Genomic DNA, 19,164 nt, shown 5'->3' on the forward strand with positions numbered 1-19,164 from the left:
CCGAAAGTATTATAAAGACGTGCGGTTTCCAAGAGCTCTTCCCTTCCTTCTTTCGCTTCCTCTAGTGGCCTTTACGGCCTGCAATCGCGGTGCGCATCCCTCGCAAATGGGCAAACCCGCCCCCGACTTTACCATTAGTGACGGCCAGACCTCCGTCCACCTTGCCAACTATCGCGGCCAAGTGGTTCTGCTGAACTTCTGGGCCACCTGGTGCGGCCCTTGCGTGGAGGAAATGCCCTCGCTGCTGCAACTTCACCACCAGTTGCCGGGCGTTGCCATTGTTGCCGTCAGCGTGGACGAAGACGCCGACGCCTATAAAAGCTTTCTCTCCCGCCGCCACGTTGATCTGATCACCGTGCGCGACCCACAGGAAAAGGCTGCCGGACTCTTCCATACCGATATGTGGCCGGAAACCTACGTCATCGACCGCCAGGGCATGATCCGGCGCAAGTTCATTGGAGCGCAGGACTGGAACAGTCCGGAAATTGTCCGCTATCTGAAGACCCTCTGACGCAGTTGATTCTGGTAGGATTGCAGCCATGACAACGGTGGACCTCGTCTTTCGTCTTGCAGCCGCACCCACTGAGTCGGCTGCCGTGGCGCTCAGCCGAACCCGCGACGTTTATGGCATACGTTGCGTAGCCCTGGACGCCAGCAATCTGCTGCTTACCGTGGAGTACGATGCCACCCGGCTGAACTCCGCAACGGTAGCCAATCTGGTGCGCCGCGCCGGGGTACAAATCAGCGAAGTGGTTGAGCCTGTTACACCTTCGTCAGCCGCTCCGGCAGCGGCCTGATGCGGGTTTTCCACTGCCTGCCGCGCAGAACGGGTTGCAACGAAGCCGAATCCTTGATACTCTGATTTTGTTGCAGTTGTTGGTGATGCGCCTGTAGCTCAGCTGGATAGAGCGTCTGACTACGAATCAGAAGGTCGCAGGTTCGAATCCTGCCGGGCGCACCATAAAAAACGCACGCAAGGCCCGACGGCCAACCGGCCGTTTTTCTTTGCCTTGATGCAACAACAAAAAATCAAATACGTGCGCCTGTAGCCCAGCTGGATAGAGCGTCTGACTACGAATCAGAAGGTCGCAGGTTCGAATCCTGCCGGGCGCACCATTAACTTAGAAACTTCCCTGCGGCCCCCAAGGCCGCTTTCGTTTTTCGCCCTCCTTTTTTCTCTGCGTCTCATTTCTTGCATGCTTCTCACTCAACTGCAATTTCCCTCGTGAAAGAATGGACACAATCCAGACAACGCGAGGAAACGCATTTGCGAGTCAGTCAGAAGGCAGCACAGTTTACCGAATCCGTGATTCGGGACATGACGCGTCAGGCCATCCAGCATGGCGCAGTGAATCTGGCCCAGGGCTTTCCGGATTTTGCCGCGCCCGAGGTGCTGAAGACCGCTGCGCAGCAGGCCGTGGCCGAGGACGTCAATCAGTACGCCATCACCTGGGGCGCAAAAAACTTCCGTCAAGCGCTGGCCGAAAAGTTCTTTCATTGGCAGGGATTTGCGATTGATCCAGAACGCGAAATCACCGTCTGCTGTGGCTCGACTGAGGCCATGATTGCTACCCAACTGGCGCTCATCAATCCTGGTGAAGAAGTCATCGTTTTTGAGCCCTTCTATGAGAACTATGGGCCCGATGCGATCCTCTCTGGCGCGGTGCCTCGCTATGTGACGTTGCACGCACCCACCACGCCCGACGGCGAGTGGTACTTTGATGAGGCCGAACTGCGTGCCGCCTTCAATGCCAAGACCCGCGCCATCATTCTGAATACGCCGCACAACCCTACCGGCAAGGTCTTCACACGCACTGAGCTGGAACTGATCCGCGACCTGTGCGTTGAGCACGATGTGCTGGCCATTACCGATGAGATCTACGAGCACATTCTCTACGACGGAACGCAGCACATCTCTCCTGCCACTCTCGACGGCATGCGGGAGCGCACCATCAGCATCAACAGCCTGTCGAAGAGCTACAGCGTGACGGGTTGGCGCGTGGGCTGGGCCATTGCTCCACCGGAAATGACTGCAGCCATCCGCAAGGTACATGACTTTTTGACAGTGGGCGCAGCCGCTCCGCTGCAGGCCGCCGGAGCCGTTGCCTTGCGGCTGCCGGAAAGCTATTACGCGGAGCTTGCCGCACACTACGGCGAAAAACGCGACCTGCTGCTGGCCGCTCTGCGCAAGGCTGGTTTTACAGCTTTCCGTCCGCAGGGAGCGTATTACATCATGACCGACATTGCAGGCTTTGGCGCGGAGAATGATCGTGCCTTTGCCCACCATCTGGTGAAAGAGGACGGTGTAGCCACGGTTCCCGGCTCCAGTTTCTACAGCAATCCCGCCAAAGGCGCTACGCAGATCCGGTTCGCTTTCTGCAAGAAGATCGAAACGCTCCAGCAAGCCATCCACCGGCTTGCGCGCCTATAGCTCATAAAATTTCTACGCTGCAACGAAACGGCCAGGGTAAAGTTCCTGGCCGTTTTTTATTCTCAAGCGACAGAACAAAGCTTCAGCCCAGCTGCGATTGACTGTCCATATGAATTCCAAGATCCGATATTTTATTCCCGCCGGCATACCTGCAAGCGGCATCACCATTAACGATAACTATTTTTCTTGACAGTAGCGCTTCCCATCCAGGATGCTTACGCCTTGGTTTTCCAAACCCATACGTAAGCCATTGAAAATGAAGACTAATGCAATCGCATTCGTTCGCTCGTTTGGAAAACTTGAAAATATTTCAAGGAGAAAACCAATGACACGCACCAAGCGCACATCGAACGCCATGGCATGGCTAATTTTGCTTCTCGGAATCGCCATCTGTCCCGGCTGGGGCCAGGTTGCTTTTCCCGGAGCCGTTGGATTTGGAGCAAACGCTACCGGAGGCAGAGGCGGCACAATCTATCACGTTACCAACCTGAACGATTCTGGAAGCGGGTCGTTCCGCGAAGCCGTGAGCACGGGCAATCGCATTGTCGTCTTCGATGTTGGCGGTTACATCGTGCTCCATTCGCCTGTCAGCATGGCCAGCAACATCACTGTTGAAGGACAGACCGCTCCGGGTGGAGGAATAGGCATTATGGCCGCGGAGATTTCTCTGAGCGGCAAAACCAATATCATCCTGCGTGGACTGCGCATCCGCCAAGGAACGAAGGATTCACAGACGGGAAAAAGCGCCATCAACCTGGGCAACGCCACCAATGTCATTCTTGACCATTGCTCCTTCGAATATGGGCAATGGGATACGGTTGATGCGGTCGGAAGCGTCAATTTCACCGTTTCGAATTCGATTATCGCCAATCCGATTTACCAGCAATTCGGCGCGCACGTCGAAACCGGTCCCTCCACGTTTTACCGTAACTTGTGGGTCAACGGGCATAACCGCCAGCCACTGGCCAAAGACGACACGATCTACATCAATAATGTGATTTATGACTACGAGCTTGGATATACGGTTGGCAACACGGGAGGACATTTTTCCCACGACATTGTGGGCAACTACTTTATCGCGGGCCCGATGACCACTACGCCCTCGGATCTTTACTTTCAGGTGAACAGCAATCAAACCATCTACGCAGCAGGCAATCTGCTGGACAGTAACCTCGACGGCCAATTGAATGGATCGGCAGCCAACACCGTGGGCAGCGCCGTCGTGGCCTCATCGCCATGGAGCAGCCTGACAGCTACGATTCCTACACTGAGCGCCACCGATGCCTATGCGCACGTTGTGGCCAGCGCCGGCGCGTTTCCACGCGATGAGGTAGACACCTTCGTCATCAGCAATGTGCAATCGTTGGGAACCGTGGGAACGCTCTACAAGGATCAAGCCAAAACTGGCATCGAAAACGACGGCTATGGACTGATCGCCAGCGGCACAGCCTTTGCCGACGCCAACGACGACGGCATTCCCGACTACTGGGCAAGCACTTACGGCATCAGTACGACCGATACAAGCGCTGGCACAGAATTGTATGGCAGCACTGGATACACCAACCTCGAGGTATATGCCAACAGCCTGATCCTTCCTGATTTGTGGACCGGCAGCGATCTGAACACGCCTCCCGTTGCAGGAACGTCAAGCTATAACCCGTTTTCCCAAACCTGGCTACTAACGGGCAGCGGCAACAGCCTCGATCAGGGGCAATTCGCCTCGCAGCAGTGGTCGAGCGATGGAAGCTTAGTCGCGGAAGTAAGCTCGCTGAGCGTCGGTCAGGCAGGACTAATGGCACGCGCCAGCAGCAGTTCCGACGCTGCCTACGCTGCGATCACACTGAACAGCAGCGGACAGGCTAGCTTTCAATGGCGATCCTCAGAAGGCGCTACGGTCAGCGGCATTCAGCTCAGCAATGTATCGGTACCGACCTATCTCAAGCTTGTCCGGCAAAACGGCACGCTGGCAGGTTATATCAGCAGCGACAATCTCTCCTGGACGCTGGTCGGCCTGGCACAGGTGTCTTTGCCCGATACGTCTGTGGCCGGCATGATTGTTACCTCATCTTCGTCCACACTGGCCACGGCGCAATTCGCCGCTGCAGCATTCACGCAGACGCAAGACAGCACCATCACGCTGCAAAGTTCATCGAACGCCATTACCTATCCCGCTTCAGTCAATCTGACTGCAACCGTAACGGCAACCACTACGGCAACGGCCTCCGGTTCCATTCAGTTCTGGGATGGAAGCACGCCGTTGAGCACTCAGACATTGCAAGGCAATAGCGCAGCCTACTGGTATCTTCAGCCGGCCTTGAGTGCAGGCACCCATCTGCTGACGGCCAGCTACTCAGGCGACGCGAACAATACTGCAGGATTCTCCGATCCACTCTCCATCACCGTGGCGCAGGCTCCGGTCACGCTTTCGGCGGCATGCTGGAATAGCAGCTTTGCCTACGGCGCCGATGCTCAATGCACCGCGAACGTCAGTTCAGCGGCTGGCGCCCCAACCGGCACGCTGCTTCATGCCCTGGACGGAACAAGCAGTTCGACAACACTCAACAATGGTTCCGCGCAATGGACGATCTCCAAACCGGATGTCGGTTCGCACAGCATTTCGATAGGTTTTACCGAGCAGGGCAATTTTGCGTCGAGCAACACACTCAACGAAACCTTCACGGTCACACCAGCCTTAGTTTCCATTCAACTGACCCCGTCTAGCTACTATCAGAGCGCAAGCTCCCCGCTCACGCTTCAGGCAACGCTCTCCAGTTGGAGCGCACCCGCACCAACCAGCGGCACAATCAGCTTTTATGACAGCGGAACATTGCTGGGCACTGCCAGCCTCGGCTCCAGCAGCAGCGCCACATTGAGCCTGAACACGCTCAGCGCGGGCCAGCACAGCATTACGGCCGTTTATGCAGGAACAAACGATTACAGCGCAGCTACCTCTTCAGTGGTAACTCTGCAAACCTATTAGAGCCCTTACGGAATACACGTTGACTTTTTAAGGGGTGTGCTAAGGAGCCTCTGCACAACCCACGATTTTGCGGTGTAATTACAATGCAATGGGTTCGGAAGCAGTTATAGCCAGAATTGCGGGTTCAGTTGCATCCAGGCGCGGGCTCTACGTGGTTGTTTTTTGTCTCTGGAGGCCGTTTTCCGGCCTCCAGAGACACTACGCCCCCAGCGCGACCAGCCGTTTGCGATTTTGGTAAAGGTTAACCAGGGCAAAGGCCGCGCAAAGCCACTCGTGGTTCTTCCTTAAGCCACGATAGCGCACCTTGGTAAATCCAAAAACGCGCTTCAGAATGCGGAAACACCACTCCACCTTCGATCTAACTCTGGCCTTGGTCGTATTTTTGCGCTTGGCTTCTTCGTCTACATAATTTTTGAACTTGGTGCGGCGGCTGGTCATATCTTGCGCCCCGGGCGCGGCCGCATGAATTGCCTCGGTTTGTCCTTGATAGCCTGCGTCTCCCCAGACTTTCTTCTCTGCGCCGTGCAGTAAGTCAGGCAGCATATGTTTGTCCGCCACGCTGGCCGCAGAGGTGCAGACTGAGTGCACAATGCCCGACTTGCTATCAACGCCAAGGTGCGCTTTCGCGCCGAAGTACCATTGCTGTCCCTTCCTGGTCTGGTGCATCTGAGGATCGCGCTTGCCGGTCGAGTTCTTCGTCGAACTCGGAGCGTTGATAATCGTTGCATCCACGATGGTTCCCGTGCCGATGCGAATGCCCCGGCTGGCTAGAAAGTGGTTCACCGTATCGAGTATCTGGCCGCATAACTCATGTTCTTCGAGCAGGTGGCGGAAGCGCAGAATGGTGCTTTCATCGGGCGCGGAGGCACGGCCCAGATCAACTCCGGCGAAGCGCCGCAACGCGGGCGAATCATAGAAAGCTTCTTCCATTCCGGGGTCTGAAAAACCAAACCACTGCTGCAAGAAGTACGTGCGGAGCATGATCGACAAGCCTGCTGGTTGGCGGCCGTTGCCAGCCTTGGGATAATGAGGCTCAACCAGCGCCAATAACTCCGCCCACGGCACCACTTGCTCCATCTGATCCAGAAAAAGCTCCCGCTTGCCCTTGCGACCATACTGCTCAAAACTCGCTTGTGACGCCAGTGTTCGTTGCCGCATCGCCCTTGCCCTCTACTTATCATTTTATCCAAGCAGAATGCAGTATTGGGACTTGTGCAGAGTCTCCCTAAGGGACTTTTTATTGATAAAAAGGCCCTTAGCCGCCAGCTTTCGGTCTACACCTATTCCAGAAATGCTTTGCGGTGCTCCTCCGCGACAGGCGAAGAAGGTCCGCCAGAACGAAGACTATTCCTACCCCAATCGTGGAAGTTTCTTCCGCGATTTTCTCTTATTTATTTCACCAGATGAGACTTTTTGACTCTAATCAGGCCACATATAAAAATTTTCACACAGCATATCTTCTTCTTTTTCTATTAGGTAAAGACGGCTTGGCAGATTCGCAGTGACCTAGATCACGGACCAATTCAGTCTGATTTGTATAATGAAAATGATTTTCATGTTCTCTTGAAAGAGAATTTCATTTCCCTTTTCTCTCTCAAGAGTTTTTCGGCCGCCTTTCTGGCCTGCACACGCACAATCGGCCTGGGCTGGATCGTACTTCCTGCCTTGGCCAAAGGAATACAGTTCACTATGATTCGCTTCCCTGCTTTGTTCCGTACTGCGACGCTCACTCTCCTGCTTGCCGTTGCTTTTTCCGCTTCCGCCGCATGGGCTGGCGACGTGCTACGCTTCTCCGGCTTCATCTACGACGCATCGGGCGCTGCCATTCCCGAGGCACATGTGTCCATTCTGAACCAGGGCACTGGCCAAAAAATGACGATCCAGAGCAGCGCACAGGGTTGGTACGAATTTCTGGCACCGGCCGGCATCTATCAACTGGAGATTGCTGCGCCCGGCTTCCAATCCTACAAAAGCGATGGGCTGACGCTTGGCCCGACGGCTCCGCTGCGTCATGACGCTGCACTGAGCATCGCATCCCGCGCTGAAATCGTCGAGGTCAACGATGCGAATAGCACCACGGTCGATACCGTGACTACGCAGATCGGCGAAGGCATTGAACAGAAGAAGATGACCTCCGTGCCTTTGAATGGCCGCAGCTACACCGATCTTTTGGCCTTGCAAGCAGGCGTGATTCCCATCAGCAGCGCGCAGACGAATGCGGTTGTGATGTCGGGCGCAACCTCGACGCCGCCCTCGGGCGATCTGAATCCTGGCGATATGTCGGTGAGCGGCCAGCGTGAGACGGCCAATGGATTTTTGGTCAACGGCAGTTCAGTGGAAGAAGACTTCAACAATGGCAGCGCGGTGATTCCCAATCTCGATTCGATTGCCGAGTTCCGCGTGCTGACCAGCGGCTTCGATGCCGAGTACGGAAACTTCAGCGGCGGTCAGGTGATTGTGACCACCAAGTCAGGCGTGAATCAGTTGCATGGCTCGGCCTTTGAATTTGCCCGCAACACCAATCTGGATGCGACCAACTATCTGGCTGGCGAACGCGCTGCCTATGATCGCAATCAGTTTGGCGGAACGCTGGGCGGACCGGTGCTGCGCAACAAGCTTTTCTGGTTTGCCGACTATCAGGGAACGCGCATGACCGAGGGCCAGGAGACGGGCAACATTGCCGTGCCCACAGCATCGGATCGCGAGGGAATGCTCAGCGATGAAGCAAGCTCGCTCACCGGCACGGTCAGCGGCGACTATCTGGCTTCGATCCTGACCACACGCCTTGGCTACACCGTCAGCACTGGCGAGTCTTACTACACCACGGGCTGTACCAGTTCAAGCGCCTGCGTTTTTCCGAATGCGACGATTCCCACCGCCGCATGGTCTGCACCCTCCAAAAATCTGCTGCAATACATTCCCAGCCCCAACGCTGGAACCAACACATTTTCGAGCGCCAGCTACAACGAAACGCTCAACGACGACAAGGCTGCCCTGCGGCTGGACTGGACGACGCATTTCGGCGACTTCTCGGGTTACTACTTCCGCGATGGCTACGTGCTCGATAATCCGTATCCCACCAGCCAGGGCGGCGCAAGCGTACCGGGCTTTGACGCCAGTTCGCACGGCCGTGCACAGCTGCTGAACCTGGGATGGACGCGCGCCTGGGGCAGCACGCTCGTCAATGAGCTGCACGTCAGCGTTCTGCGCGACTCCAACGTAATTGGCCAACCGGTGGGCGGCGTTGGCCCCACGCTCAGCTCTCAGGGCTTTGTGGAGGGCGAAGGAACGCTGGGCATTGTGGCCATGAACCCCAGCGTGGAAGGCATCGAAAACGTCTCGCTCAACGACTTCACCTTCGGTGTGGATACAACCGGCGAACGGCAAGCAAATAACACCTACCAGATCACCGAGAATCTTTCCAAGGTGCTCGGCAAGCACACCTTCAAGTTCGGCACCAGCCTGCACAAGGATCAGGTGAACATCCTCTCCAACTCAATCAATAATGGCGCATTCGTCTTTCAAGGCTCAGAGACGGGCCTGGACTTTGCCGACTTTCTGATTGGTGTGGCCAGCACGTATGAGCAGGGCGATGCGGCCGGCTTCTATCTGCGCAATCAGTATGCGGGCATCTACGCACAGGACAGCTGGCAGGTGCGCAACAATCTGACGCTGAACTATGGTGTGCGCTGGGACATGCTGCCGCCCTGGCATGAAAAGTACAACCAGCTCCAGACCTTCGTGCTCGGCCAGCAGTCCGAAGTTTACCCCAATGCCCCCGCTGGCATCGTATTTCCTGGCGACAAGGGTATTGCCAACACACTGAGCCCAACCAAATGGACCAACTTTTCTCCGCGCATTGGTGTGGCCTATTCACCCTCATGGAATCGCGGCCTGCTGAGCCATGTTTTTGGAGCACCGGGCAAGAGCAGTATTCATGCGGGTTACGGCATCTTCTACACGGCCTTTGAAGGTCTTTCGGCGGGTATCATGAGCGCCTGCGCACCGTATGGCTACGACTACGACAGCACGTCAGGCCGTCCGCTCTTCGATGAGCCGTTTGTCTCCGCTTCCACTGGCGCAACCAACGGTCAGCCCTTCCCTTCACCTATTCCGGCTTACGGCGCATCGGTCAGCCATCCGAATTCCTCGGTGGACTGGTCAAAGTATGAACCGATCACTGGCGATCCGGCCTTCTACTACCAGAACCAGTCGCCCTACACGGAGAGCTACAACCTGTCGCTGGAGCGTGAGCTGTATACGGGCACGGTGCTGACGCTTGGCTATGTAGGTTCGCAGGCGCATCACTTGCTGGATCTGATTCCGGCCAATCCAGGCAACGCGACCAAGTGCCTGAGCGTGAGCGAAACCAATCAGGTGGCTGCTGGCTCCAGCACCTGTGGCCCGTTCGACGAAGGTGGAAGCTTTACCAAGGCCGATGGCACGACCGTCGTAGCCCGTGGTCCCTTTGGTCCGCTCTTTGACGGCATCACCTACCAGAAGACCATCGGCTACAGCCATTACAACGCGCTGGAAGCTACGCTGAAGCATCAGGATCGCCATGTGGAATTGCTGGCCGCCTACACCTATTCAAAGTCGATCGACAACGCGTCGAGCCTGTCGGAAGAGATCAACCCGATTGAGCCATCGATCAGCCGCGCCGTCTCGGCCTTCGATGTGACCCACAACTTCGTCATCAGCTACCACATCAACCTGCCGGTAGAAGACGTCTTTCATCGCACCAATCGCTGGACCAAGGGCTGGACGCTCTCTGGCATTACGCGCTTCAGCTCCGGCATGCCGGTCACGCTCTTCAACAACGACGACACCTCGCTGATCGGCTCGATGCCGAACGGCATCAATAACAACGGTGTGGATACGCCCACCTATGCGGGTGGAGCGCTCAAGCTGAACAAGAATCCGCGCAATGGCAGGAAGGCTTTCGACACCACGCAGTTTTCGATTCCCAACTCCAGCGAATACGGCACCATCGGCAACGCACGCCGCCGCTTCTTCTACGGGCCGGGCCTGGAGAACTACGACATGGCGATGGAAAAATCCGTGAACTTCGGTGTGCACGCACTCACCCTGCGTCTGGAGAGCTTCAACGTCTTCAACCATGCACAGTTCTTTGGACCGAACGCCGTGCAGGGCAATCCTGACAGCAGCAACTTCGGCAAGTTCGTTAACGCCAACGATCCGCGTGAAATGCAGATGGCCGTGAAGTATTCGTTCTGAAAAGTTTTGCCTGAATTTAGGGCGGCGCTCCATGCGTCGCCCATTTTTTGCAACAATCTCCAAATCGCAGGCAATCCATCTTTACTTTTGCAGGGACTTTCCCATCGTACTTTGCGACTGTTATGCTTTGCTCGTTATGGATCGTCGTGATTTATTGAAGTACTCTCCTGCTATTGCCTTGGCCGCTTCTGTGGGCCATGTGCCGCTGGCTGAAGCGCAAGCTCCAGCACATGCGGTGGAAGCCTTCGTGAACGTGCGCACCTACGGGGCCACGGGCAACGGCAAAACCGTGGATTCACCCGCCATCAACAAGGCGATTGAGGCCGCTGCCGCCATGGGTGGTGGAACGCTCGTCTTTCCCGCCGGAACCTACCTGTGCTTTACGCTGCGGCTCAAGTCGCATGTGGATCTGTACCTGTCGCGGGGCTGCACGATTCTGGCTGCCGACTCACCCCGGCCCGGCGACCAAAGCGGCTACAATGGTGGCACCTACGATGCTGCCGAATCGAACGATCCGTGGACGCCCTATCAGGACTACGGCCACAACCACTGGCACAACTCGCTGCTGGTGGCCGATGGACAGCATGACTTTTCGATCTTCGGCCCCGGCCAGATCTTCGGCAAAGGCCTCTCGCATGGCGGGCACGGCAAGCGCGGCGGCTATGATGCATTTGTGGCCGAGCAGCCCGGCGTGGGCAACAAGGCCATCGCACTCAAGAACTGCTACAACGTGCTGCTGCGCGATTTTTCCATTCTCAAGGGTGGACACTTTGCGGTGCTGGCCACTGGCGTTGACAACCTGACCATCGACAATCTGCTGGTGGATACGGACCGCGACGGTTTTGACATTGACTGCTGCCGCAATGTGCGCGTGGTCAATTGCACGGTCAATTCGCCTTGGGACGACGGCATCTGCCCCAAGTCCAGCTATGCGCTCGGTTATGCCCGCTCCACCGACAACGTGACCATCGCCAACAATTTTGTGACTGGCGGTTACGAGCTTGGCAGCGTCGTCACAGGCGCATGGAAGCTCTACTCGGACGAAGACAACATTCCGCGCCAGGGTCGCATCAAGTGCGGTACGGAGTCGAACGGGGGCTTTCGCAACATCACCATTACCGGCAACGTGATGGAAGCCTCAAAGGGGCTCGCGCTCGAAAGCAGCGATGGCGCATGGCTGGAAGACATTGCCATCATCGGCAATACCCTGCGCGACACCATCGATGCGCCGCTCTTTCTGCGGTTGAACAAGCGCAACCGCAATCCTAAAGAGACGCTGCGGCCGGGCACGCTGCGCCGTGTGCTGATTTCTAATCTGGTCAGCTATAACTCGAACTGCTCGACGGCGCCCTTTATCTCCGGCTTGGCTTCGAATCTGATCGAGGACGTAAAAATCACCGACTGCTACTTCGGCCACAAGGGACTACCGCAGAAGATGCTCACCCACTGGGCCGAAAAGCAGGAACCCATGCCCGACTGGCGCAGCATTCAGGTTCCTGAGCTGGAAGATGCCTACCCCGAGCTGTTGCAGTTTGGTCCCACTCCAGCGCATGGCCTCTTCCTGCGCCACCTGAAGAACCTGGAACTGGCGCATGTGGAGTTTGCGCCCGCGGCAAAGGATCCGCGACCCGCGCTGTGGTTGCAGAATGTGCACCGGGCCGACTTCTTCGCCATCACGGCTCCCGTGCAGAAGAACTTCTCGCTGCACAACGTGACGGACTTGCGTCTGGCCTGGTCGCGCGCGGCCCGGGACCAGAACGTGGACAAGGCCGAAACGCTGGAGTTCTAGAGCAAAGCCAAACCACCCTCGGACGGAATGCGTTCGAGGGTGGTTCGCTTTACGAACCATGCGGCAACGCACCCAGCGTAGAAACAGATGACACTCTGCAGCCTATGTGCTAGTTTTTATTTGGCATGAATGGCAGCAAGAAGCAAAGCACAGAGCACAGCCCAGACAGCAAGAGAAAATCAGCCCCCAAAAAGCCGACACGGCGCAAGCTCATTGGCCTCAGAGTCGACGAGGGCTACATGCAGCATCCCTTTGACCTGCAGCACGGCGTGCGTACCAGCGGTCTGGTGGCCGGGCGCAATCTGAAGAGCGGTCACACAAACGACCGGCACAACACCGCGTACTATGGCGTGGCACCCTCGGTCTTTCATGACCTGGTGGCCCGCTGGCGCAGCATCAAGCCGCTTGTGCCCATCAACGAATACACCTTCATTGACGTGGGCGCGGGCATGGGCCGGGCGATGATGCTGGCCTCCGAACTGCCCTTTCGCGCCGTAATCGGCGTTGAGATGCACCCCACACTAGCCGGGATTACGCGGCGCAACCTGCCCCTCTGGCGCAAACACCAGAACGCACTTGCCCCGCTGCGCACGCACTGCTGCGACGCGCTCGAATACAGCCTGCCGCCCGGGCCCTGTGTGCTGTTTCTATTCAACCCCTTTGGCGCTTCCATGCTACGCAAACTGGCTCAGGCCTGGGAAAAAGAATCAGCAGACCGAGCGTTTCCGCTCGATCTGCTGTATGTGAACCACGAACATGAACTGGTGTTGCGTCAACGCTCTGGCTGGAATCGCCTGTTTGCCGACAAGGTCTACCGTTCCGCGGAAGACGCCGAAGCTGAGCGCCGCATCCTCAACCATCAACCCGACGGCGAATATGCGGCCACCAACTGGGAAGACTGTTCAATCTTCCGCTGGACGAACCCAAAAAACACTCTCTGAAAGGCTCAGGCGTGTTCCTGGTTTGTCACCACTTCCGGCGATCCGTTCTTTAGCCAGCTCTGAATGCCGGGATTGCTGGCGGAAACAAACTCCTTGTACTCCCCGGTGCCGCTATCGTTGATCCAGAGCCCGACGGCGTGGCCGGTTTCCTGATCGACAGCAACTCCGGTTACCGTCACGGCATGATTCACGCCATTTCCGGCATCGTATTCCGGTTCATTCCAGAGTTTACCGGCATTAACTTCAAGAATGGCTCCATGCCCTTCTTCCAGTTCCTTGCCCAGACCATCAAGCGAATTTCCCAGCTCTTGATGCGCCGGAATGCCCAGACCATCCAGAAGCGCAACCTGGTTCTTCATGGTTGTACCGCCGAGTGCGGAGGCATCGCCATTCACCACCGTCTCGTCATGATCAACGGCGTAATGAACCACGTAATTTTCCGTCACCTTTTCGCCGAACTGTGTGGCCACATCGCCAACAGAAACCAGTCCACAGGTTCCCTTGTAGTCAAAATCGTTTTTGCCCTGCATGTGGAAGTAATTGGCGCTGGAATCCACGTCACCCAGCTGCAATACATCCTGGCCATTGTCGAGTGTGGTCGGCTGGGCGTAGTTGGGAGTTGCTTCGCTCACCCCCAACTGTTTGCTCGGCACAGGATCATGATGCGCACCTGCAGAAGCCACATAGGCCGACCCAGCCTTTTGCGCCGCCGCAGAGAGTGTAACCGTATCCTCGCTCAAACGATTTGTAGCAACCGAACCACCGTTGCTGGAAGCAACACTCGCACTGGCGGATCTGCTACTGGCCATCGCCACAGGATCATAACCGCTGGAATACAACGCATTGGAAAGTAGTGAGGAAGTCAACTTTACCTCCAGGAATCCCCACTCTCTCTATCGTCGTCTGTTCGGTTTTCCTTAGGGAATTTGCTCCATAAATCCTTTTTGAGCTCTGTTGACCGACAAAATTACCATATTGCAGTACGCGGAAAGGTTTTCCTGTCCCTTATCAAGACAAAAAATCGGCTCATGCAGGATGAGTGCATGAGCCGATCCAAAGATGCAGTTCCGTTGATTTCCGCGCAGAACCTTACAATATCCGCGGTTTATTCAATCACACTCTTTACAACGTCGTTGATTGCCACCTTGCCGGTTCCCTTGAAGTGTCCAATGGCATAGAAGGGCCCAACGCTGGTGATGCTGATCTCGCCCACCGGATCGTCAATCGAACGAATGATCCTGCCGGATGCGGGATCCCTGATGGTACGCGTTGGACGCGTAATCACAAGGATGTCGCCCAGTTGCACGCCGCCAACGCTGCCCACGTTGATCGTCACCATATCGTCGCTGACGTCGGCCACCAGTCCCTCAATCTGCTGAGGACTGTATACATGCGTGCCCGGCATACCGCGTTCCAGGTTTTTGGCGACATTGGAAATTGCCATATAAAAAGCCTCACCCTGCGTCGAGTGGGGGAAGATCACATCGCGGAGCCCCGTGGCGTTTCTGGAATAGCCCGGAGCCGAAAGCAGGCTGCAGCGAGCATGCAACGATTGCGTCTTTACCGTGGTTGTGGCCATCACTTCACCGGTATTCAGATCCACAATACGGGCATTAACACCCAGCACAGCCCTGCGGGCCGGGCAGTGTCCACCAAAAAGCCCCCGCAACGTGTCGAAAAAATCAACGCGGCGATTTTCGTCCCGGCCAATGGCGGTAATTTCTCCGGTAAGCAGCACATCTGCATCGAAGTATTTAATCACCTGATTAACGCCAAGCAGCGCCCCGACCTTGTTCTCCTGCGGCTGCGGTGTATCCACGCCGATGCCACCCAGATTCATCAGTCCCCCCATGTAGCGGGTCTCCTCGATCGGTTGCTGAATCTGTACCGGCTGCTGCATCGCCCTTCTGAGTGCGTCCCGATCAACGACGCGCACCAAACCATCGCTGGCCATGCGCGCGGCCAGCTGATCGGCAAAATAGTCTCCTACGTCCTGGCTGGTACCGAACTCGGCCACAACATCATCGGCAACCGTGGCATGGCTGAAGCCGAAAATAGCCACCCTGTGCTTGGGTGGACCAGGTTCCAGCGGCACCGGTGGCGGCAACTGTACAGGCGGTTGCAGAGGTGCCCTTGGCGCCTGCACCCTGGCCGGCGCAGCAGTGGTCCTTCCTGCCTGATTGGGCGTAGTCTGCTGGCCTGTTGCCCCTGCCTGCTGGGCTGGCGTCGCCTGAGCGGGCTGGGCAGCCTGGGCGGCAGCGGGAGCTTGTTGCGCTTGCGGAGCCTGCTGAGAGTACAGATATGAACCGTATAAAAACAAAACAACAATAGCGATGAATGCTGTGTTCCTCTTTGATGTCATGGACATCTGCATCCGGTCTCCTTCAACGGAAAGGCAAGGTGGAAAAGCCTTCCTGCTAGCTCATACTACGTTCCAGAAGGCTGGACGACTTTAGCTATTTTCTGCGTATTTTCCAATTTTTCGTTTCGGAATACCACTTCGGAAATGGCAGTTTTATTTTGGAACAGGCGTCCTGCATTATGGTTTCAAGATCATCTGGTTACTGATGATCTTCCCCGCTTCGTATCTGATATTGACGAAGCCATACCAAACACGAAAGCCTTAGAGCGCCACAACTCGCTTTCCACATTTTCCTGTCCGTTTGTAACCTGACAGCAATCGTTGAAAGTCAAAATGGCAGCAGGCTGGATAGAGGACACGCAGTGAATCAACCGCATCTGATTATTGGCATTGGTGAACTTTTATGGGATCTACTGCCGGAGGGAGCGCGTCTGGGCGGAGCGCCGGCAAACTTCACGTTAATGGCCGGACGGCTGGGCAACCATGCCACCATCCTTAGCCGCATTGGCCGCGATGCCCTGGGACGCGAAGCCATTGCCATGCTCAATGAATTACCGGTGGACGCGAGTCAGGTGGGTGTAGACGCCCAGCATGAAACCGGCCAGGTAACAGTCAGCCTGCATCAGGGCGAACCCAGTTACCAGATTCACGAACCGACTGCATGGGATTTTCTGGAACTCACCGATGAGTGGGTACAGTTAGCCGAACGTGCCGACGCGCTCTGCTTCGGATCGCTGGCGCAGCGCTGCCGGGAATCGCGCCAGACCATCCAAACGCTGGCCGCGCAGACCCGCTCGCGCTGTGTACGGGTCTTTGACGCCAACCTGCGTCCGCCCTTCTACTCGGGTGAAATCATTCAGGAGTCCCTGGAGCTGGCCACAGTGGTCAAGCTGAACGAGGCCGAACTGCCCCTGATTCTGGGCCTGCTGGGCATGCAGGCCAGCGAAGCGCCCAATGGCGCAGGCCAGCGCCAGGATGCCGAGCGGCTGCTCGAAGAGTTCCCCACGCTGGAGATGGTGGCCATCACGCGGGGCGCGCACGGCAGCCTGCTGATGAAGCGCGGCGAGTGGAACGAACATCCAGGCTGCGCGGTAAATGTGGTGGATACGGTAGGCACCGGGGATGCGTTTACTGCAGCCTTGACCCATTACCTGCTGCAGGGTGCCGACCTGGCCACACTGAACCAGGCAGCCAACCGCTGGGGAAGCTGGGTGGCCACAAAATCCGGCGCAATGCCCGCACTCAACAGCTCTATTTTAGAAGAAATCAGCAACGAGATCGAAGCTCCGGCTGGCAGATAATCTGCCAGCCATGGCATTTTGGTTCATCCAAGCCTGCCAGAATCAGGTAAACCTTTTCTATTGTAAAAACCAACTTGCCAAGGTACTATTTCTTCGTCATGAAACGACATCTTTCTGCCTTCGCTCTCTCTTGCGTACTGTTTTCTTCCTGCCTGACCGCCCAACAGCCAACGCTGACGGTGCAGGCAGACCAACCCTCGGCCAAAGTCAGCCCCACTCTCTATGGGTTGATGACCGAGGAGATCAACTACTCCTACGATGGCGGCCTCTACGGCGAACTGGTGCGCGACCGCGTACCCGCGCGCAGCTGGGGCAACCTGCATAACTGGCCAGCCGTGCGCCGCGGCGACTCTGCCGTACACATCTCTATCGACGAGAAGGATGGCCCCAGCGCGGCCATCACCCACAGCATCAAGGTAAGCGTGACCGCAGCCAGTGAAAAGTCGACAGCGGGCATTGAAAATACCGGCTACTGGGGCATTCCGGTACGGCCCAACACCATCTACACCGGATCTTTCTGGGCCAAAACCGACACGCCGGGCTTGCCCGTGACTGTGAGCCTGGAAAACGATCAGAGTGGCGCGGTAGCGGCCACGGCCACGGTAACCGGCGTCAGCGGACAGTGGAGTGAGTACAGATACACACTCAAGACCGGCAACGTTGCTGCTTCAACGAACAACCACCTGCTGCTGACCGTAACCAAGCCCACCACGCTGTGGCTGGAGCTGGTTTCTCTCTTCCCGCCCACCTACAAGGATCGTCCCAACGGCAACCGCATCGACCTGATGGAGAAGATGGCGGCCATGCATCCGACCTTCCTGCGCCTGCCGGGCGGAAACTATCTGGAAGGCAACCACATCTCCGAGCGCTATGACTTCAAGCAGACGATCGGCGATCTGGTGAACCGCCCGACGCATCCGAGCCCGTGGGGCTATCGCTCTTCGGACGGTATGGGCATACTCGAGTTTCTGGAGTGGTGCGAAGACCTGAAGATCGAGCCGGTGCTGGCCGTTTATGCCGGTTACTCACTGGAGCAGGAGCACATCGAGCCCGGCACGGCACTCACGCCGCATGTACAGGACGCGCTCGACGAGATCGAGTTTGTGACCGGCGGACCGGAAACCCATTGGGGTGCTTTGCGCGCCAAGTACGGCCACCCTGCGGCCTTCCCGCTGCACTACGTCGAAATCGGCAACGAGGATCAGTTTGACCACTCGCATAGCTACGACGGCCGCTACGAGCAGTTCTACAAGGCCATCAAGGCCAAGTATCCGGAGCTGCAGTTGATTGCCACCACGCCGGTCAAGAGCATCAAGCCAGATGTGGTGGACGACCACTACTATGAAGCGGCCGAGACCATGTTCGACATGACCGACCACTACGACAAGATCGACCGCAATGGCCCCAAGATCTTTGTAGGCGAGTGGGCTACGCGCGAGGGCGATCCTACGCCCAACCTGAACGCCGCGTTGGCCGACGCTGCCTGGATGACCGGCCTTGAGCGCAACAGCGATCTGGTGGTAATGCACGCTTACGCGCCGCTGCTAACCAACGTGAACTCGCATGGCATACAGTGGGACACGGATTTGATTGGCTATGACGCGCTCAGCAGCTACGGTTCGCCCAGCTATTATGCGCAGGTGATCTTCGCCGGCCATGTGGGTACAGAGGTTGTGCCCGCCAAGCTCGACGGTGTGCCTGCCCGCGTCTACTCCGTGGCCACCCGCGACGAAAAGACGCACAAGCTCTACATCAAGCTGGTGAATGCCACCAGCAATCCGCTACCGCTGGCCATCAACCTGAATGGTCTGGCCAAGGTGGATTCAACCGCCAAGCTGATCACGCTGAGCGGAAAGACGCCCAACGCCACCAACACGCTGGACCATCCCACCGACGTTGTACCGACGGAAACCAACGTGAAGATTGCTGGAACCAAGTTTGTGCAGACGCTGGTTCCCTTCTCTGTGAATGTGCTGGAACTGAACTACTAGGGCGTTTTCGGAATACACATAGACTTTTTAAGAGGCTTGCAAGGTGCATTTTTCTTGAGGAAAAATGCACTTAGCATCCTGCTTTCGGTCTACAGCAATTCCGAAAATGTTATAGCCTTGTTCTTCTCTCC

12 protein-coding genes and 2 tRNA genes are annotated in these 19,164 nt (G+C 56.7%); 11 read left to right on the plus strand and 3 right to left on the minus strand.

What is annotated here, in order from left to right; all coding sequences use genetic code 11:
* Window positions 1-19: 19 nt before the first annotated feature.
* From ACOBR2_RS10450 to ACOBR2_RS10475, 6 genes are all read left to right on the plus strand, one after another.
* The gene (locus tag ACOBR2_RS10450; protein WP_420239955.1) at window positions 20-511 is read left to right on the plus strand and encodes a TlpA family protein disulfide reductase; all 492 of its coding nucleotides are present in this window, start codon (window positions 20-22) and stop codon (window positions 509-511) included.
* A gap of 28 nt (window positions 512-539) precedes the next feature.
* On the plus strand, window positions 540-797 hold the full coding sequence (locus ACOBR2_RS10455; protein ID WP_420239956.1) for a hypothetical protein: 258 nt from the start codon (window positions 540-542) through the stop codon (window positions 795-797).
* 87 nt (window positions 798-884) lie between these two features.
* Window positions 885-961: transfer RNA gene (locus ACOBR2_RS10460), tRNA-Arg, on the plus strand.
* Window positions 962-1,039: 78 nt separating this feature from the next.
* A tRNA-Arg gene (locus ACOBR2_RS10465) sits at window positions 1,040-1,116 on the plus strand.
* Between the two features lie 151 nt (window positions 1,117-1,267).
* Window positions 1,268-2,431, plus strand: a complete 1,164-nt coding sequence (locus tag ACOBR2_RS10470; RefSeq protein WP_420239957.1) for an aminotransferase class I/II-fold pyridoxal phosphate-dependent enzyme — start codon at window positions 1,268-1,270, stop codon at window positions 2,429-2,431.
* Window positions 2,432-2,756: 325 nt separating this feature from the next.
* The gene (locus tag ACOBR2_RS10475) at window positions 2,757-5,411 is read left to right on the plus strand and encodes an Ig-like domain repeat protein (RefSeq protein ID WP_420239958.1); all 2,655 of its coding nucleotides are present in this window, start codon (window positions 2,757-2,759) and stop codon (window positions 5,409-5,411) included.
* Window positions 5,412-5,609: 198 nt separating this feature from the next.
* Here the strand turns inward: ACOBR2_RS10475 and ACOBR2_RS10480 are convergent, their stop codons facing one another.
* The gene (locus ACOBR2_RS10480; protein WP_420239842.1) at window positions 5,610-6,569 is read right to left on the minus strand and encodes an IS5 family transposase; all 960 of its coding nucleotides are present in this window, start codon (window positions 6,567-6,569) and stop codon (window positions 5,610-5,612) included.
* Between the two features lie 531 nt (window positions 6,570-7,100).
* Between ACOBR2_RS10480 and ACOBR2_RS10485 the strand changes: the two genes are divergently transcribed.
* From ACOBR2_RS10485 to ACOBR2_RS10495, 3 genes are all read left to right on the plus strand, one after another.
* Complete coding sequence (locus tag ACOBR2_RS10485) at window positions 7,101-10,649, plus strand: carboxypeptidase regulatory-like domain-containing protein (RefSeq protein WP_420239959.1); 3,549 nt, start codon at window positions 7,101-7,103, stop codon at window positions 10,647-10,649.
* A 136-nt stretch (window positions 10,650-10,785) separates the two neighbouring features.
* On the plus strand, window positions 10,786-12,438 hold the full coding sequence (locus ACOBR2_RS10490; RefSeq protein WP_420239960.1) for a rhamnogalacturonidase: 1,653 nt from the start codon (window positions 10,786-10,788) through the stop codon (window positions 12,436-12,438).
* A 239-nt stretch (window positions 12,439-12,677) separates the two neighbouring features.
* A complete protein-coding gene (locus ACOBR2_RS10495; protein ID WP_420236069.1) occupies window positions 12,678-13,379 on the plus strand; it encodes a class I SAM-dependent methyltransferase in 702 nt (233 codons plus the stop codon).
* Between the two features lie 5 nt (window positions 13,380-13,384).
* Here the strand turns inward: ACOBR2_RS10495 and ACOBR2_RS10500 are convergent, their stop codons facing one another.
* Window positions 13,385-14,188 (minus strand): hypothetical protein, encoded by an 804-nt coding sequence (locus tag ACOBR2_RS10500; protein WP_420236070.1) that lies wholly within the window; start codon window positions 14,186-14,188, stop codon window positions 13,385-13,387.
* A gap of 296 nt (window positions 14,189-14,484) precedes the next feature.
* Window positions 14,485-15,747, minus strand: a complete 1,263-nt coding sequence (locus ACOBR2_RS10505; RefSeq protein ID WP_420236071.1) for a hypothetical protein — start codon at window positions 15,745-15,747, stop codon at window positions 14,485-14,487.
* Window positions 15,748-16,103: 356 nt separating this feature from the next.
* Here ACOBR2_RS10505 and ACOBR2_RS10510 point away from each other — a divergent pair, with 356 nt between their 5' ends.
* Window positions 16,104-17,042: a carbohydrate kinase family protein gene (locus ACOBR2_RS10510; protein ID WP_420236072.1), complete on the plus strand. Its 939-nt coding sequence runs from the start codon at window positions 16,104-16,106 to the stop codon at window positions 17,040-17,042.
* A 98-nt stretch (window positions 17,043-17,140) separates the two neighbouring features.
* Window positions 17,141-19,033: an alpha-L-arabinofuranosidase C-terminal domain-containing protein gene (locus ACOBR2_RS10515; protein WP_420236073.1), complete on the plus strand. Its 1,893-nt coding sequence runs from the start codon at window positions 17,141-17,143 to the stop codon at window positions 19,031-19,033.
* The last annotated feature ends 131 nt before the right edge of the window (window positions 19,034-19,164 follow it).

Source organism: Telmatobacter bradus, from assembly GCF_048629425.1.
GTDB classification, from domain to species: Bacteria; Acidobacteriota; Terriglobia; order Terriglobales; family Acidobacteriaceae; genus Telmatobacter; species Telmatobacter bradus.

Bases quoted from the DNA above. Each gene is read 5' to 3' on its own strand.
- ACOBR2_RS10455 (WP_420239956.1), top strand. From the start codon at position 540: ATGACAACGGTGGACCTCGTCTTTCGTCTTGCAGCCGCACCCACTGAG.
- ACOBR2_RS10475 (WP_420239958.1), top strand. From the start codon at position 2,757: ATGACACGCACCAAGCGCACATCGAACGCCATGGCATGGCTAATTTTG.
- ACOBR2_RS10480 (WP_420239842.1), bottom strand. From the start codon at position 6,569: ATGCGGCAACGAACACTGGCGTCACAAGCGAGTTTTGAGCAGTATGGT.
- ACOBR2_RS10485 (WP_420239959.1), top strand. From the start codon at position 7,101: ATGATTCGCTTCCCTGCTTTGTTCCGTACTGCGACGCTCACTCTCCTG.
- ACOBR2_RS10490 (WP_420239960.1), top strand. From the start codon at position 10,786: ATGGATCGTCGTGATTTATTGAAGTACTCTCCTGCTATTGCCTTGGCC.
- ACOBR2_RS10495 (WP_420236069.1), top strand. From the start codon at position 12,678: ATGCAGCATCCCTTTGACCTGCAGCACGGCGTGCGTACCAGCGGTCTG.
- ACOBR2_RS10500 (WP_420236070.1), bottom strand. From the start codon at position 14,188: ATGGCCAGTAGCAGATCCGCCAGTGCGAGTGTTGCTTCCAGCAACGGT.
- ACOBR2_RS10505 (WP_420236071.1), bottom strand. From the start codon at position 15,747: ATGTCCATGACATCAAAGAGGAACACAGCATTCATCGCTATTGTTGTT.
- ACOBR2_RS10515 (WP_420236073.1), top strand. From the start codon at position 17,141: ATGAAACGACATCTTTCTGCCTTCGCTCTCTCTTGCGTACTGTTTTCT.